At 69.9% G+C, this 15,031-nt stretch carries 12 protein-coding genes and 1 pseudogene; 4 read left to right on the forward strand and 9 right to left on the reverse strand.

The features are described 5' to 3' along the window. Positions 1–500, reverse strand: a pseudogene (locus ACF8NF_RS13780) (phenylacetate--CoA ligase); the annotation flags it as partial. A gap of 148 nt (positions 501–648) precedes the next feature. Between ACF8NF_RS13780 and paaN the strand changes: the two are divergent. Then, on the forward strand, positions 649–2,307 hold the full coding sequence (gene paaN / locus ACF8NF_RS13785) for a phenylacetic acid degradation protein PaaN (protein WP_238001356.1): 1,659 nt from the start codon (positions 649–651) through the stop codon (positions 2,305–2,307). 15 nt (positions 2,308–2,322) lie between these two features. Here paaN and ACF8NF_RS13790 read toward each other — a convergent pair whose 3' ends face one another. Then, a complete protein-coding gene (locus ACF8NF_RS13790) occupies positions 2,323–2,958 on the reverse strand; it encodes a TetR/AcrR family transcriptional regulator (protein ID WP_012202739.1) in 636 nt (211 codons plus the stop codon). 191 nt (positions 2,959–3,149) lie between these two features. Here ACF8NF_RS13790 and ACF8NF_RS13795 point away from each other — a divergent pair, with 191 nt between their 5' ends. Together ACF8NF_RS13795 and ACF8NF_RS13800 are read left to right on the forward strand one after the other, a co-directional pair. Beyond that, positions 3,150–3,833, forward strand: coding sequence for a LuxR C-terminal-related transcriptional regulator (locus ACF8NF_RS13795; protein WP_392450727.1), 684 nt, complete (start codon positions 3,150–3,152; stop codon positions 3,831–3,833). Between the two features lie 5 nt (positions 3,834–3,838). After that, complete coding sequence (locus tag ACF8NF_RS13800) at positions 3,839–5,821, forward strand: ATP-binding protein (protein ID WP_392450728.1); 1,983 nt, start codon at positions 3,839–3,841, stop codon at positions 5,819–5,821. Here the strand turns inward: ACF8NF_RS13800 and ACF8NF_RS13805 are convergent. Together ACF8NF_RS13805 and mnmA are read right to left on the reverse strand one after the other, a co-directional pair. Then, complete coding sequence (locus tag ACF8NF_RS13805) at positions 5,790–7,349, reverse strand: serine hydrolase (protein WP_016449576.1); 1,560 nt, start codon at positions 7,347–7,349, stop codon at positions 5,790–5,792. The two genes, ACF8NF_RS13800 and ACF8NF_RS13805, sit on opposite strands and share 32 nt — an antisense overlap. A 142-nt stretch (positions 7,350–7,491) precedes the next feature. Then, on the reverse strand, positions 7,492–8,610 hold the full coding sequence (gene mnmA / locus ACF8NF_RS13810) for a tRNA 2-thiouridine(34) synthase MnmA (protein WP_392450729.1): 1,119 nt from the start codon (positions 8,608–8,610) through the stop codon (positions 7,492–7,494). A gap of 102 nt (positions 8,611–8,712) precedes the next feature. Here mnmA and ACF8NF_RS13815 point away from each other — a divergent pair, with 102 nt between their 5' ends. Further along, positions 8,713–9,639: a LysR substrate-binding domain-containing protein gene (locus tag ACF8NF_RS13815; RefSeq protein ID WP_392450730.1), complete on the forward strand. Its 927-nt coding sequence runs from the start codon at positions 8,713–8,715 to the stop codon at positions 9,637–9,639. 2 nt (positions 9,640–9,641) lie between these two features. On the opposite strand, the gene ACF8NF_RS13820 is transcribed toward ACF8NF_RS13815, so the two are convergent. The 5 genes from ACF8NF_RS13820 to ACF8NF_RS13840 are packed head-to-tail and all read right to left on the reverse strand — an operon-like array spanning position 9,642 to position 15,008. Beyond that, positions 9,642–10,424, reverse strand: a complete 783-nt coding sequence (locus ACF8NF_RS13820; protein ID WP_392450731.1) for an enoyl-CoA hydratase — start codon at positions 10,422–10,424, stop codon at positions 9,642–9,644. Between the two features lie 11 nt (positions 10,425–10,435). Beyond that, complete coding sequence (locus ACF8NF_RS13825) at positions 10,436–11,440, reverse strand: tripartite tricarboxylate transporter substrate binding protein (protein ID WP_154836194.1); 1,005 nt, start codon at positions 11,438–11,440, stop codon at positions 10,436–10,438. Positions 11,441–11,476: 36 nt separating this feature from the next. Further along, positions 11,477–12,643: a CaiB/BaiF CoA transferase family protein gene (locus ACF8NF_RS13830; protein ID WP_392450732.1), complete on the reverse strand. Its 1,167-nt coding sequence runs from the start codon at positions 12,641–12,643 to the stop codon at positions 11,477–11,479. Between the two features lie 48 nt (positions 12,644–12,691). Beyond that, positions 12,692–13,477: a citryl-CoA lyase gene (locus ACF8NF_RS13835; protein WP_392417232.1), complete on the reverse strand. Its 786-nt coding sequence runs from the start codon at positions 13,475–13,477 to the stop codon at positions 12,692–12,694. Between the two features lie 31 nt (positions 13,478–13,508). Continuing rightward, positions 13,509–15,008, reverse strand: a complete 1,500-nt coding sequence (locus ACF8NF_RS13840; protein ID WP_016449570.1) for a class I adenylate-forming enzyme family protein — start codon at positions 15,006–15,008, stop codon at positions 13,509–13,511. Positions 15,009–15,031 lie beyond the last annotated feature (23 nt).

Consider the following 15,031-nt stretch of genomic DNA (forward strand, 5'->3'; position numbering starts at 1 on the left):
GACATGGGCACCACGGTGCAGCCCGCGCGCTCGGCACCGTAGTGCGCGCCCAGGCCGCCCGTGAACAGGCCGTAGCCATAGGCCACATGCACCATGTCGCCGGGCCGCCCGCCCGCCGCGCGGATGGAGCGCGCCACCAGGTTCGCCCAGTTGTCGATGTCATTCAACGTGTAGCCCACCACGGTGGGCTTGCCCGTGGTCCCCGAGGAGGCATGCACGCGCGCCACCTTCTGGCGCGGCACGGCGAACATGCCGAACGGATAGTTCTCGCGCAGGTCCTTCTTGGTGGTGAAGGGAAAGCGGGCCAGGTCGGACAGCGTGCGCAGATCGGAGGGGTGCACGCCCTTCTCGTCGAACGCGCGGCGGTAATACGGCACATGGTCGTAGGCATGCTGCAGCGACCAGCGCAGGCGCTGCAGCTGCAACGAGGCGATCTCGTCGCGGCTGGCGGTTTCGATGGGGTCGAGTTCGCCGGGGGCGGGGCGCAGGTCTTTGTTCATCGGGGTTCTGGCGTCGTGAGGCAAGGGGTTCAGAATAATTGACCGACCGGACGGTAGGATTATAAGATGCAGCTTTCTTGAGCAACAAGGCTTGTTGTCCGGTACTAACCCTGATAGCGACGCCACATTCCAACCCAGGAGACATCCCATGCCCGCCCACGCCCTCTACGAACGCCACCGCCCCCTGCTCGACGACGCGCTGCAGGCCCTGTCCCGCCGGGGCCACTGGTCGCCCTTCCCCGAAGCGCCCTCGCCCAAGGTGTATGGCGAGACCGCCCAGGCCCAGGGCCATGCCGCCGTGCAGGCGCTGTTCGGCAAGGACTATCCGCTGCGCCAGCCCGGTGAACGCGCCCGCGTGGCCACCGAGCAATCGCCCTATGGCGTGGCCCTGGACATCCGCTACCCCGAGTGCGATGCCCAGGCGCTGGTGGATGCCGCCCAGGCGGCCGAGCCCGCATGGCAGGCGCTGGGACCCCAGGGCCGCACCGGCGTGCTGCTGGAGGCGCTGACGCGCATCCACCAGCGCAGCTTCGAGATCGCGCATGCCGTGATGCTGACCACGGGCCAGGGCGCGATGATGGCCTTCCAGGCCGGCGGCCCCCATGCCCAGGACCGCGCCCTGGAAGCCATTGCCGTGGCCTGGAAGGCCATGGCCGACGTGCCTGCCGAGGCCGTCTGGGAAAAGCCCCAGGGCAAGCATGCGCCCGCCGTGCTGCACAAGCGCTTCGAGATCGTGGGGCGTGGCGTGGCCCTGGTCATCGGCTGCGCCACCTTCCCGACCTGGAACACCTACCCGGGCCTGTTCGCCGCGCTGGCCACGGGCAACCCCGTGATCGTCAAGCCCCACCCCAACGCCGTGCTGCCGGCCGCGCTCACCGTGAGCGTGCTGCGCGATGTGCTGACCGAGCAGGGCCTGGACCCCAACCTCGTGACCCTGGCCGTGAGCGACAAGCCCGAATTGACCCAGGCCCTGGCCACGCACGCCGCCGTGGCCTCCATCGACTTCACCGGCGGCAATGCCTTCGGCCAGTGGCTGCAGTCCAACGCGCCGCAGGCACGCCTGTATGCCGAGATGGCCGGCGTGAACCTGGTGGTGATCGAGTCCACCGATGCCTACGCAGGCATGCTGCGCAATCTGGCCCTGTCACTGTCGCTGTACAGCGGCCAGATGTGCACCACCACGCAGAACCTGCTGGTTCCGGCCGGCGGCATAGAGACTGACCAGGGCCACAAGAGCTTCGAGCAGGTCGGCGCCGATCTGGCCGCCGCCATCGACCAGTTGCTGGCCGATCCCAAGGTGGCCTTCACCGTGCTGGGCGCCATAGGCTCTGCCCAGACCGTGGAGCGCGTGGAACAGGCCGCCACCGTGGGCCGCGCCGTGCGCGCCTCGCAAAAGCTCACCCATCCCGAGTACCCGCAGGCCGAGGTGCGCACGCCCGCGCTGCGCGCGCTGGACGTGGCGGACGCCGCCATCTACGAGCGCGAATGCTTCGGCCCCGTCTCCTACCTGGTGGCCGTGCCCTCGGCCCAGGCCGCGCGCGAGCTGGCCGAGCGCAGCGTGCGCGCGCATGGCGCGATGACGCTGGGCCTGTACTCCACGGATGCGGCCTTCGTCGATGCCGTGGCGGCCTCGGCGCTGCGCTCGCGCGTGGCCCTGTCCATCAACCTCACGCAGGGCGTGATGGTCAACCAGTCGGCCGGTTTTTCCGACTTCCACGCCACGGGCGGCAATCCCGCGGCCAATGCCAGCTACACCACGCTGGCCTTCGTGGCCGACCGCTTCGTGGTCGTGCAGCGCCGGTGGTAAGGGACCGGGCCGAGCCTAGGCCTGGCGGGCCTTGCGCGGCTTCTTGCCGTCCGGCACGCTGACCGCGCGCACGCCGCCGAAGAACAGCTGGGACACCATGGTGCCAATGGCGTCATGGTCCAGCGTGCCGCCCGGCTTGAGCCAGGTGAAGGTCCAGTTGATCATGCCGAACAGCAGCATGGCCAGGGGCTTGCCCAGGGCGCTGTCGGCGGGCTCGCCGCGCACCTGGGCAATGGTCTGTGCAAAGGCCGCGACCACGCGGCGCTCCACGTCCAGGATGCGCTGCTGGTCTTCCTCGCGCAGGAAGCGCACGTCCTCGGTCAGCACGCGGTGGGCATTCTGGGCCTGGGCGTACTCCTGGCCGAAGCCGCGGATCAGCGCATGCAGGCGCTGCTCGGGATCGGCATGGGCCTGCAGGGTGTCGTTGACCAGGGCTTCGAGGCGCAGCACATGCTCTTCGGCAATGCGCACGGCCAGGTCGTGCTTGTCGAGCACATAGTGGTAGAGCGTGGCCTTGGAGACGCCGCAGGCCGCAGCCACCTCGTTCATGGAGGTGCCCGCATAGCCGCGCTGCGCGAACAGCTGGGCGGCGTGGGAGAGGATCATTTCACGCTGGCCATCGTAGCCAGCAGGGTCACGTACGCGTGCCATGCGGCGGCGTCCTTTCGGTAGGTGTCGTTGCCAGGGTCCGCCCGTGCGGCCCGGGCCGGAATTATGGACGGCGCAGCGGCGCGCGCCCCCGCGATTACCAGTTTTCAGGGATATGCAAAGATGCGGGCTTCGCCCACAGTCGGGCGGCCATCCTGCCCCTTTTTACGCCCGCCGCTGCGCACGCCTTTTCCATGCCCGCCCATCTGCTTGTCCCAGAGTCCACGCTTCCGGCCCCGGTGCTGGTGGTGGAGGACGAGCCGCTGATCCGCCAGCGGCTGCAGTCCGTGCTGGGCCAGCTGGGCTACACGCCCGATGCCCTGCTGTTCGCAGGCTCCCTGGCCCAGGCCCGCGCCTGCCTGGCCGAGCCCGTGGCGCTGGCTCTGGTGGACCTGGGCCTGCCCGACGGCAGCGGCATCGACCTGATCGCCGAGATGCGCAGCGCAGACCCGGCCGTGGGCATCCTGGTGATCTCGGCCTGGAGCACGGAGGACGCCATCCTCGCGGCGCTGCGCGCAGGCGCCACCGGCTATGTGCTCAAGGAACGCGACGACCTGGAAGTGTCGCTGTCCATCCGCAGCGTGCTGCGCGGCGGCGCCCCCATCGACCCCTTCATCGCGCGCCGCGTGATCGCCGAGCTGCAGGGCGCGGCACCGGCCACGCCGGAGAGCAGCGGCACCGAGTCCACGCTGAGCGTGCGCGAAAGCCAGATCCTGCGCCTGGTGGCCGATGGCCTGACCAACCGCGAGATCGCCGAGCAGCTGCACCTGTCGCGCTACACGGTGGAATGCCACATCAAGCACATCTACCGCAAGCTGGCCGTGTCCTCGCGCACGCGCGCCGTCAACACGGCACGCGTGCGCGGCCTGCTGGGCTGACGGCCATGGGCGGGTGGCGCCGGTGGTTCGGCCCGGTGCGGCACTTCGCTCTGGGCCAGGCCCTGGGCCTGGCGGTCCTCCTGTGCAGTCCCTGCGCCTTGGCCCAGGCCTGCCTGCCGCAGATCCTGTCCATCCAGTCCGCCAAGGCCGCAGGCCTGGGACCGCCGCCCATCGCCAGCGCGGTACGCGACTGGCACAGCGTGACCCTGCCCGACCACTGGCTGGACCGCTGGCCCGGCTACAGCGGCGCCGTCTGGTACCGCATCGACTGGCAGCGCGGCTGCGCTCACCCCGCTGCCGCCGCTGCCACCACTCCCGCCGCCGCCGATCCCGTGGCGCTGGCCCTGCACTCCATGGTCATGGCCGGCGAGGTCTTCGTGAACGGCGACCTGCTGTGGCGCGACCGGCACCTGGTCGAGCCCCTGTCGCGCAGCTGGAACATGCCGCGCTTTTGGCTGCTGCCCGAATCCGCCCTGCATGCGGGCACCAACAGCGTGTGGATACGCGTGCACGGCCTGGCCGAGCAGACGCCCGGCCTGGGCGAGGTGCGCCTGGGCGAGCCCGAGGCGCTGCGCCGGTGGCACGAGCAGACCTGGTGGAACCAGCGCACGCTGTTTGCCATGAACATCGTGGTCTCGCTGGTGCTGGGCGTGCTGTTCGCCTTTGCCTGGCTGCAGCGGCGCGCCAGCAAGGCCTTTGGCTGGTACGCGCTCAATGCCTTCTGCTGGGCGCTGTTCCTGGCCAATATCCTGGCCACCGAGGCCCGGCCCTTCCCCGACACCCTGGCTGTGGCACGCGGCAACCTGCTGGTCTTCTTGCTGTTCAGCCAGAGCTTTTGCCTGTTCACCTGGCGCTTCGGCAGGCTGCACCTGCCCCGGCTGGAAAAGCTGCTGTGGGCGCTGACGCTGGCCGGCATGGCCGCCGCCATCTTCGCGCCCTGGCCGCTGGTGGACGGTGTGCTGCACATCGGCCTGGTGTACTTCGGCATCTGCGTGGCCGTGTCGCTGCACTTTCCGCTGCACGCCTGGCGCACGCGCGAGCCGGGCCACCTGGTCTACGCGGCCTGCCTGCTGGTCTTCCTGTGCGCGGGCCTGCACGACATGCTGGCGCTCAAGAAGGTGATTGGCCCCGCCACGCCCTGGATGCCCTATACCGCGCCGCTGACCATGCTGGCCCTGTCCATGGTGCTGGGCCGGCAGTTCGTGCTCAGCATGCGCCGCATCGAACAGTTCAACCAGGAGCTGACCGACAGCGTGGCGCGTGCCTGCGACGAGCTCGGCGGCACGCTGGCGCGCGAGCATGCGCTGGCGCTCAGCCACTCGCGGCTGCAGGAACGGATGCAGCTGGCGCACGACCTGCACGACAGCCTGGGCGGCTCCCTGGTGCGCTCCATCGCCATGGTGGAGCAGGCCGGCACCCCCATGCACAACCGCCAGTTCCTGTCCGTGCTCAAGCTGCTGCGCGACGACCTGCGCCAGATGATCGACAGCGGCACCAGCGTCTCCGTCACCGTGCCGGACACGCCCCAGGCGTGGATCGCGCCGCTGCGCCACCGCTTTGCCAGCCTGTTCGACGCGCTGGACATGCAGTCCGACTGGCAGGTGCCGGCCGCCTGGCCGCAGCCGCCCGGTGCGCTGCAGTGCCTGGCGCTGACGCGCGTGCTGGAGGAAGCGCTGGCCAATGTGATCAAGCACAGCCGCACCCAGTGCGTGCAGGTGCAGCTGCAGTGGCCCGAGCCGCATTGGCTGATGCTGCGCATCACCGACGACGGAGCAGGCTTTGACGTGGCCGCCGTGCAGCAGGCCGGCATGGGCGTGGGCCTGCGCAGCATGCAGGCGCGCCTGCAGCGCCTGGGCGGCCATCTGGACATGGATTCGGAGCCCGGTGCCACCGTGCTGGCCGCCTGGCTGCCCGTGCCCGGCGATCCCCTGCCCGACGGCGCGGAGCAGGCCACCCTCAGCGCGAAAAGCGCCCTATCCCCGCACTGACGCCGGCCGGGGTCAGCACATCGTCGAAATACTCCAGCGTGAGCTGGTTGCCGTCGAACGTGGCCTTGGACAGGCTGCCCGGCGAATCGCCCTCGGGCACGAAGCTGAAGACCTCGCCATCCCAGTGGCTGAGCAGCATGCGCTGCGAACCCAGGCTGACCTGCAGCCCACCGCCGCCCGTCTGCAGGCTGACCTGGGCCGGCCCGTAGAAGCGGTTGGCGTAGCTGCCCACATAGGCGCCCAGCGGCCGGGGCGGTCGGGGGAAAGGGGGCCGGGTCTTGCCTGCCAGCTCGCCATGCGGCTGCATGATGGGTGCCAGCCGCTTGGTCCAGATGCTCTCCCAGTCCTGGCGCTGGCGGCCCCATTCGACCTGGTCCAGGAACTGCGAGACCACGATCTCGGGCACGCCGATGGGCATGCCGTTGGTCAGCACCACGATGCCCAGCTTGAGCTCGGGCATGACGGTGAAGCTGGTCGCGCTGCCCGTGCCGAAGGCGCCCGAGTGGCTGTAGGTGGTGCGCCCCGCCTCGGACACGCCCACGTTGAAGCCGAAGCCGTAGTAGCGCGCAGGCTCGCCGTTGCCGGCCGGCGACTGCAGCATCTGCGGCGACAGCGCCGTGCGCAGCGCCTGCGCATCGACCACCTGGCGGCCCTCGAAGCGGCCTTCGTCCAGCAGCATGGTCATCCAGCGCGCCATGTCGCGCACCGTGGAGCTGACGCCGCCGGCGGCCGACTGCGCATCGGGCCGGCGCACCGGCCCCGTCTGCCACACGCCATTGACGCGCAGGTGGCCGGCCGCGCGGTTGGCGCGCGCCTCGAAATCGGCAAACAGCGAGCTGGTCTGCGTCATGCCCAGCGGGCCGTAGACGGCCTGCTGCGACAGCGCGGCCCAGGACTGGCCTGCGATGGCGGCCACGGCCTCGGCGCCCGTGGTCAGGCCGAAGTTGCTGTAGGCGTACTGGGTGCCCACGGGCCGCAGCGGCAGGTAGCGCAGGCGCTCCAGGATCTGGCGCTGGCTGTAGCCCAGCTCCTCCAGCGCATCGCCGGCCTGGCCGGGCAGGCCCGAGCGGTGGGCATACATGTCACCCACGGTGATGCGCTGGGCCGCGTCGGCATCCTCCAGCGTCCACCAGGGCAGGCCCTGCTGCACGCGCGTGTCCCAGGACACGCGGCGCTGGCCCACCTGCTGCGCCACCACGGTGGCGCCCACGGATTTGGAGACGGAGGCGAGCTGGAACACCGTGTCCGCATCCACGGCCAGCGACGAGCCCAGACGGCGCACGCCCATGCCCTGGGCATAGACCAGGCGGCCTTCATGCACCACCGCCACGGCCACGCCGGGCACGCCCGTGCGCCGCATCTGCGCGCGCACCTGGCCGTCGAGTTGATCGAGCGCACGCTTGACGCGGTCCGTCACGGGCGGATCGATGGGGTCGCCCCAGGACACCTCGCCGTTGCATCCGGCCGTGGCCACGGCGCCCAGGGCCGCTCCCAGAAAATGCCGGCGCGCAAGAATCGATGAAGCCATGGGGTCTCCTGTGGTGCTGTCGTGAAGAACAAAAGGAAAAAGAAAAAGGGGCGGTTGTGCCGCCCCCCGTGACGATAGCAAAACGCGACGGGCCGAATCCTGCCCGGCATCAATGCCGCATCAGTGCCGCGTCAGTGCTGCATCAGTGCGGATCCACCGCCGCGATGATGCCGCCGCCCAGGCACACGTCGCCGTCGTAGAGCACGGCCGACTGGCCGGGCGTGACGGCCCATTGCTGCTCGGGGAAATCCAGCCGGAAGCCCTCGGGCGTGGCGCCCGAGATCAGGGCCGGCGAGTCGGGCTGGCGGTAGCGCGTCTTGGAGCCGTAGGCCTTGCCCTCGGCGGGCGCGTGGCCGGCCACCCAGCTGACCTGGTCGGCCAGCAGCGACTGCGACAGCAGCCAGGGGTGGTCATGGCCCTGCACCACGCGCAGCGTGTTGGTGTCCAGCTCCTTGCGCGCCACGAACCAGGGCTCATGGTCGCCGCCGCCGCGCGGCGCGCCCTTTTCCTTGACGCCGCCGATGCCCAGGCCCGAGCGCTGGCCCAGCGTGTAGAACGACAGGCCCACATGCTTGCCCAGCTTGCGGTTGCGGTCGTCGAGGATGTTGCCGGGCTCCTTGCTGATGTAGCGGTTCAGGAAGTCGCGGAACGGCCGCTCTCCGATGAAGCAGATGCCCGTGGAGTCCTTCTTCTTCGCGTTGGGCAGGCCGATCTCCTCGGCAATGCGGCGCACCTCGGTCTTCTTCAGCTCGCCCACGGGGAACATGGCCTTGGACAGCTGGGCCTGGTTGAGGCGGTGCAGGAAGTAGCTCTGGTCCTTGGCCGGGTCCAGTCCCTTGAGCAGCTCGAACAGCTGCGTGCCGGGGTTCTGGCGCACGCGGGCGTAGTGGCCCGTGGCGATCTTCTCGGCGCCCAGGCGCATGGCGTGGTCCAGGAAGGCCTTGAACTTGATCTCGGCATTGCACAGCACATCGGGGTTGGGCGTGCGGCCGGCCTGGTACTCGCGCAGGAACTCGGCGAAGACGCGGTCCTTGTACTCGGAGGCGAAGTTCACATGCTCGATCTCGATGCCGACCACGTCGGCCACGGCGGCGGCATCGACGAAATCGACATTGGACGAGCAGTATTCGCTGTCGTCGTCATCTTCCCAGTTCTTCATGAAGATGCCGACCACTTCATGGCCCTGTTGCTTGAGGAGATGGGCCGTGACAGCGGAGTCCACACCGCCCGACAGGCCCACCACGACGCGGTGTTTAGTCATGGCAGCGATTATCCCAGCGCCCTTCAAAGGCTGCGCGCCACGGGCTTTGCAGCCCTGCGCCAGCAGGAATAATGGCCCTCCTGCTCCCTAGGAAACGCCCGCATGCGCTACGACCTGACCGATCTGAAGCTGTTCATGGCCATCGCCCAGGCCGGCAATCTCTCGCGTGCCAGCCAGGCGCGGCACCTGACGCCCTCGGCCGCCAGCCAGCGCCTGCGCAATCTGGAGCAGGCCCTGGGCTGCCAGCTGTTCACGCGCGAGCACAAGGGCATGCGGCTGACCGAGGAAGGCCACGCCATGCTCGAGCATGCGCGCGGCGTGTTCGCCGCCATCGACGGCATGGAGGCCGAGGCCGCCCTGCTGGGCAGCAGCCTGCAGGGCAAGGCAACGCTGGCGGCCAACAGCTCCTCGCTGCACGGCTTCATCGGCCCGCACATCGGCGAGTTTCTGACCGCCTTTCCCGAGGTGAACCTCACCCTGGTCGAGCAGACCAGCGAGACGATTGCCGCCAGCGTGGCCGAGGGCGAGGCCGACCTGGGCGTCTACGCGGGCGAGCCCATGGCGGGCGCCGTGGCCTGCGAGACCTTTGCGCAGGACCGCCTGGTGGTAATCGCCCCGCCCGGCCATCCGCTGGTGCCCCAGCCGGGCGAGAGGCCTGACGACGGCGAAGGCCCTTCCTGCCGCTTCTTCGACACCCTGTCCCATGCCTTCGTGGGCATGGCGCTGACCAGCAGCAACTACGCCTTTCTGCGCGAGCTGGCCAAGCGCCATGGCCGGCCGCTGCGCTGCCGCATCCACGTGGACGATTTCACCTCCATCGTGCGGCTGGTCTCGCAGGGCGTGGGCCTGGCCATCATTCCGCAAAGCATCTACCGCAGGCTCGGCACCGCGCATGCGGTGGCCTGCCTGCCGCTGGAGGAAACCTGGGCACGGCGCCCGCTGCAGCTGGTGCGCTCCAGCGAACGGCCGCTGACGCCCACCGCGCAGCGGCTGCGCAGCTTTCTGAAAGGGCTGGCCGACAAGGCCTAGGTTCAGGGCTGGGCCTGGGCCTGGGCCTTGGCCTGCTTGCGCTCCAGGAAGGCATTCATGTGGTGCTGCGGCTCGCCCGTGTTGAAGGCCGCGCCGAACTCGGCCACGCTGTCGGTGATGGCCGAGTCCACGCCCATGCCCTCCCAGCGGCGCAGCAGGCGCTTTTGCTGGCGCAGCGCCTCGATGCCGATCCCGCCCAGCCCCTCGGCAATCTGCGCGATGCGCGCATCGAGCTGGTCGCCGGGCACGCATTCGTTGAGCAGGCCCCAGCGCTCGGCCTGCAGGGCGCCGATGTTCTCGCCCGTGAGCAGCAGCCAGCTGGCGCGCGTGCCGCCGATCTGCGCGGGCATCATGGCCGCGTGGATCACCGAGGGAATGCCGACCTTGACCTCGGGCATGCCCACCACGGCATCATCGGCCGCGATGCGCAGGTCGGCCGCCATGGCCAGCTCCAGCCCGCCGCCCAGCGTATGGCCCTGCAGCCGGGCGATCACGGGCACGGGGAAATGCCGCACCGCGTTGCACAGGTCGCGCAGCCCGCTGATGAAGGCGCGTGCCGAGGCGGCGTTGAGCGACGCCATCTCGCGGATGTCCGCCCCCGCCACGAAGGCGCGCGTGCCCGATCCGCGCAGCACCAGGCAGTGCAGATCGGGGCGCTCGGCCAGCTCGGCCAATTGCGCGGTCAGCGCGCGGATCACGGGCGTGCCCAGGATGTTCAGCGGCCCGCCGCCGGTGATGGTGAGCACGGCGGTCTGCGGGGTGGGAAAGGTCACTTGTGCATGCACGGCAGATCTCCTCAAAGTTTCTCGAATCCGATGTCGCGGATCAGCTGGGACCAGGCCCGGTTGGAGCGCTCCACCGTCTGCCTGAACTGCGCAGGCTCCTGGAAGTCCACGACGGCGCCCTGCTGCTCGATGGTCTTGATCAGCTCGGGCTTTTGCAAGGTCTTGCGCATGGCTTCGCTGAGCCTGGCAAGAATGGCGGGATCGAGCCTGGCAGGCGCGCCCAGGCCGTACCAGGACATGTCGTTCATGGGCTTGAGCCCGGCCTCGGCATAGGTGGGCACGCCCGGCAGGGCCGGCAGGCGCACGGGGCTGGACACGGCCAGCGCACGCAGCTGGCCGCCCGCGATCAGCGCACCGGAAGACGGCATGTTGTCGAACACCACATCGAGCTGCCCCGCCATCAGGTCGTTGAGCGCCGGCCCCAGGCCCTTGTAGGGCACATGGGTGAGGGTGGTGCCCGTGGTGCTGCCGAACAGCGCACCGCTCAGGTGGCTGAGCCCGCCATTGCCCGAGGAGCCGTAGTTGAGCTTGCCCGGCGCGGCGCGCGCCGCGTCGCTGACGTCCCTGGCGCTCTTGTAGGCCGAGCCTGCGCTGACCACCATCACGCCCGGCACGTTGGCGATGTTGGTGATGGGGGTGAAGTCCTTCACCGGGTCATACGCGGGCTTGGCGTAGACGTTGGGGTTCACGGCATGCGAGCTCTCCACCATCATCACCAGGGTGTAGCCGTCGGCCGGCTGCTTGGCCGCATAGGCCGAACCCGTGCTGCCGCCCGCGCCGGGGCGGTTTTCCACCACCACGGCCTGGCCCAGCGTCTCGCCCAGGTAGCGCGCCGCCACGCGCGCGATCACATCGGTGGCGCCGCCCACCGCATAGGGCACGACCAGGCGTACGGGCCGCTCGGGATAGCTTCCTGCCCCTGCCGCCCCCGCTGCCCCTGCTGCATATGCCAGCGGCATCCCCGCCAGCGCGGCGGCTGCCACGGCGGCCTTCAGTGCTTTCATGCGTTTCGTCATCCTTGTCTCCTTCTTGGCTTGTCGATGTCTAGGGATTCAGAGGTCCTGCGGCGCCGCACCGAGCACGGGCGGCGGCGGCACCTGGGCGCCGCTGCCGGCCGGCACCATGGGGTTGCGCACCAGCTTCAGCGTGCCCAGCTGCGGGTGCTCCACCGTCTGCAGCATCTGGCGGTGCCGGACCTGCGGATGGGCGAAGACCTGCTCCATGGTGTTGATGCAGCCCCAGGGCACCTGGGCGGTGTCCAGCGCATCGGTCAGGGCCTGCAGCGGCCAGCGGCCCAGCGCCGCGCGCAGCAGCGGGCGCAGCTGCGCCATGCCGGTCAGGCGCGCGGCATTGGTGGCAAAGCGCGCGTCCAGGTGCCAGTCCGTGCCCAGCACGGAGCACAGGGCGGCGAACTGCCCGTCATTGCCGATGGCCAGGATGAAATGGCCGTCTTCGCAGGCAAACACCTCGTAGGGCGCGCAATTGGGATGGGCGTTGCCCGTGCGGCGCGGGTTCTCGCCGCTGACCAGGTAGTTGGCCGCCTGGTTGGCATTCATGGCCACGGCCACGTCCAGCAGCGCCAGGTCGATGTGCTGGCCGCGCCCCGTGCGCTGGCGCTGCACCACGGCCGCCAGCACGGCGCTGGTGGCATACATGCCCGTCATCAGGTCCACCACGGCCACGCCCGTGCGCAGCGGGCCCGCGCCCTCCTCGCCATCGGCCACGCCCGTGTAGCCCATGAGGCCGCCCAGCCCCTGGAACACATAGTCGTAGCCGGGCTTGTGCGCAAACGGGCCGCTCTGGCCGAAGCCCGTGATCGACAGGTAGATCAGCCCGGGGTTGATGGCGGCCAGCGCCGCGTAGTCCAGGCCGTGGCGCGCCAGCGCGCCGGCCTTGTAGTTTTCCACCAGCACGTCGGCATCGCGGATCTGGCGCAGCAGCCAGGCATGCGAGGCCGGCTCGGTGAAGTCCAGCGCCACCGACTGCTTGCCGCGGTTGCAGGACAGGAAGTAGGCCGACACGGTCTCGCCACCGGGCGCCTGCACGAAGGGCGGGCCCCAGGCGCGCGTGTCGTCGCCCGTGCCGGGACGCTCGATCTTGAGTACCGATGCGCCCAGGTCGGCAAGGTTCTGGGTGCACCAGGGTCCCGCCAGGATGCGGGACAGGTCCACCACGCGCAGGCCGTCGAGGGCGCCGGACAATCCATGGGCTTGTTGCATGGACTCCATGCTCGAGGCATGGCGCGCGGTGGTCCATCGGTCATTGCTTCACGCAGCGTTCGCGGAAACTGCATGCCCCGCGTAAGGGATGGCTTCCTCCACCGTTTCCCAGATGAACCGGCCCGACGGGCTTTGCTGCTCCTCCACCACATGCGCCACCAGCCCGGCCGCCCGCGAGATGACGGCAAAGCCGCGCATCACGGCCGTGGGCACGCCGATCTCGCCCAGCAGGGCGGCCACGGCCCCCGTGGCGTTGATGGTGATGGGCCGGCCCGCCGCGGCGTCCACGGCGGCAGAGAGGATTTCGAGCGCGCGGATTCTGCTGCCCGCCAGTTCGGGTTCGGCGCGGCCCATGTCCAGCAGCTTGTAGGCGCGCGGGTCCACGGGCTTGTGCAGGTGGTGGCCGAAGCCGGGCACGGGGCTTTTCAACGCCTTGTGGTGCCGGGCGATGGCGCGGGCCTCGGCCTCGGGGTCGGCGGCGGCGGCGATGCGGTCGAGCAGCGCGGCGCAGTTCTCCATGGTGCCCACGAAGGAGCTGCCCACGGCCAGCAGGCCGGCCGAGACGGCGCCCTGCAGGTTCTCGGGCGCGCTCATGTAGATGAGGCGCGTGGCGATGGCGCTGGGCGTGAGGCCATGCTCCATGAGCACGATGAGCACCACATCGGCGATGCGCAGGTCCACGGGGCGCGGCGTTCGGCCCAGGATCTGCATCAGCATCACCTCGGTGAAGGTCTTCTTGCCCATCAGGTCCTCGACCAGGTCGGCATCGCGGTAATGCAGGCTGGTGAGGGTGTGGGTGCACAGGCGGGTGACGGGGGGTTGGTGCGTGGCCATGGCCAGGGTCTCCTTGTGATGGTGTGCGGGATCAGCGGGGCGCCAGCGCGAGCTCGCGCACGGCCGTCTTGAGCAGCTTGCCCACGGGCGAGCGCGGCAGGCTGGCGTGAAAGTGGATGCGCTTGGGTGTCTGCACGGGGCCCAGGCGCTGGCGCACGAAGGCGATCAGTTCGGCCTCGTCCGGCCGCTGGTCGGGGCGCAGTTCGGCGCGCAATTGCACGGCGGCCTGCACGGCCTCGCCCCAGTGATCGTCGGGGATGCCGAAGACCACGCACTCGTGCACGGCCGGATGCTGGCCCAGGGCGTTTTCCACATCCACGGGATAGACGTTGAAGCCGCCCGTGATGACCAGGTCCTTCAGGCGGTCCTTGAGGTGCAGGTAGCCCTGCGCATCGATCAGGCCCCGGTCCCCCGTGTGCAGCCAGCCGTTCACCAGGGTCTCGGCCGTCTTGCCGGGCAGGCGCCAGTAGCCGCTCATCAGCAGATCGCCGCGCGCCACGACCTCGCCCACCTCGCCCCGGGGCAGCAGGCGGCCGTCGGGCGCCATGATGGCCAGGTCGCTGAACCAGGTGGTCCGGCCCACGGAGGTCCACAGGCCTTCGTCCTCGAAGTCCTCGGGCCGCATGGCCGTGAGGATCTGCGGCGCCTCGGTCTGGCCATAGGTGGTGGCCAGCACGGGGCCGAAGAAGGCGCGCACCTGGCGGATTTTCTCGGGCGGCATGGCGGCGCCGCCGTAGATGAGGCGGCGCAGGCCGGGGAAGTCCGCACGGCTGGCGCCCGGCAGAGCCATCAGCATGTAGATCAGGGTGGGCGGCATGAAGCACACGGTGCCGCCGCGCAGGGCAAAGGCGCTGCGCACGGCCTCGGCACCCGCACCATCCAGCAGCACATGGCAGCCGCCCTGCGCCAGGATGGGCAGCAGGTAGGTGGACGTGCCATGCGTGATGGGCGCGGCCATGACGTAGCGGTCATGTTCATCGAACCCCCAGGCCTGGATCTGGTTGGCAATGCCGGCCATCCAGGCGCGGCAGGGCTGCATCACGCCCTTGGGCAGGCCCGTGGTGCCGCCCGTGAACTTGATGGCCTGGATGGCATCGGCGGGCAGTTCGGGTGTCACAGGCAAAGCGCCGGTCTGCGCCTGCTCCAGGGCCGCCGTGCCCTCGCCCAGCACCAGGTGGATGCCCGGCGCCCCTTGCACCAGCGCAGCGCCACCCGCATCGCACAGCACGATGGAAGGCTCGGTGGCATCGATGATGCGGCGCACCTCGGACTGCGTGCTCTTGGGATTGAGCGGCACCCAGACCTTGCCGCTGGCCATCACCGCCAGCAGGGCGGCGATATGGTCTGCGCTGTTGCCCGCGCAGATGCCCACGCGGCTTTGCACGGCAGGCTCCAGCGCCTGCAGGCCGGCCGCCAGCGCGGCCACCTTGCGGGCCAGCGCGTCATAGCGGATGCAGCCGCCCGGCGCGTCGATGGCGATGCGCTGCGGCCAGCGCTCGGCCGCGCGCCAGAAAAAATCAATGGGTTGCATGGGGGTCGTCTCCTTGTGGGGTG

Source organism: Delftia sp. WSY_22 (assembly GCF_043104185.1).
GTDB classification, from domain to species: domain Bacteria; phylum Pseudomonadota; class Gammaproteobacteria; order Burkholderiales; family Burkholderiaceae_C; genus Comamonas; species Comamonas tsuruhatensis.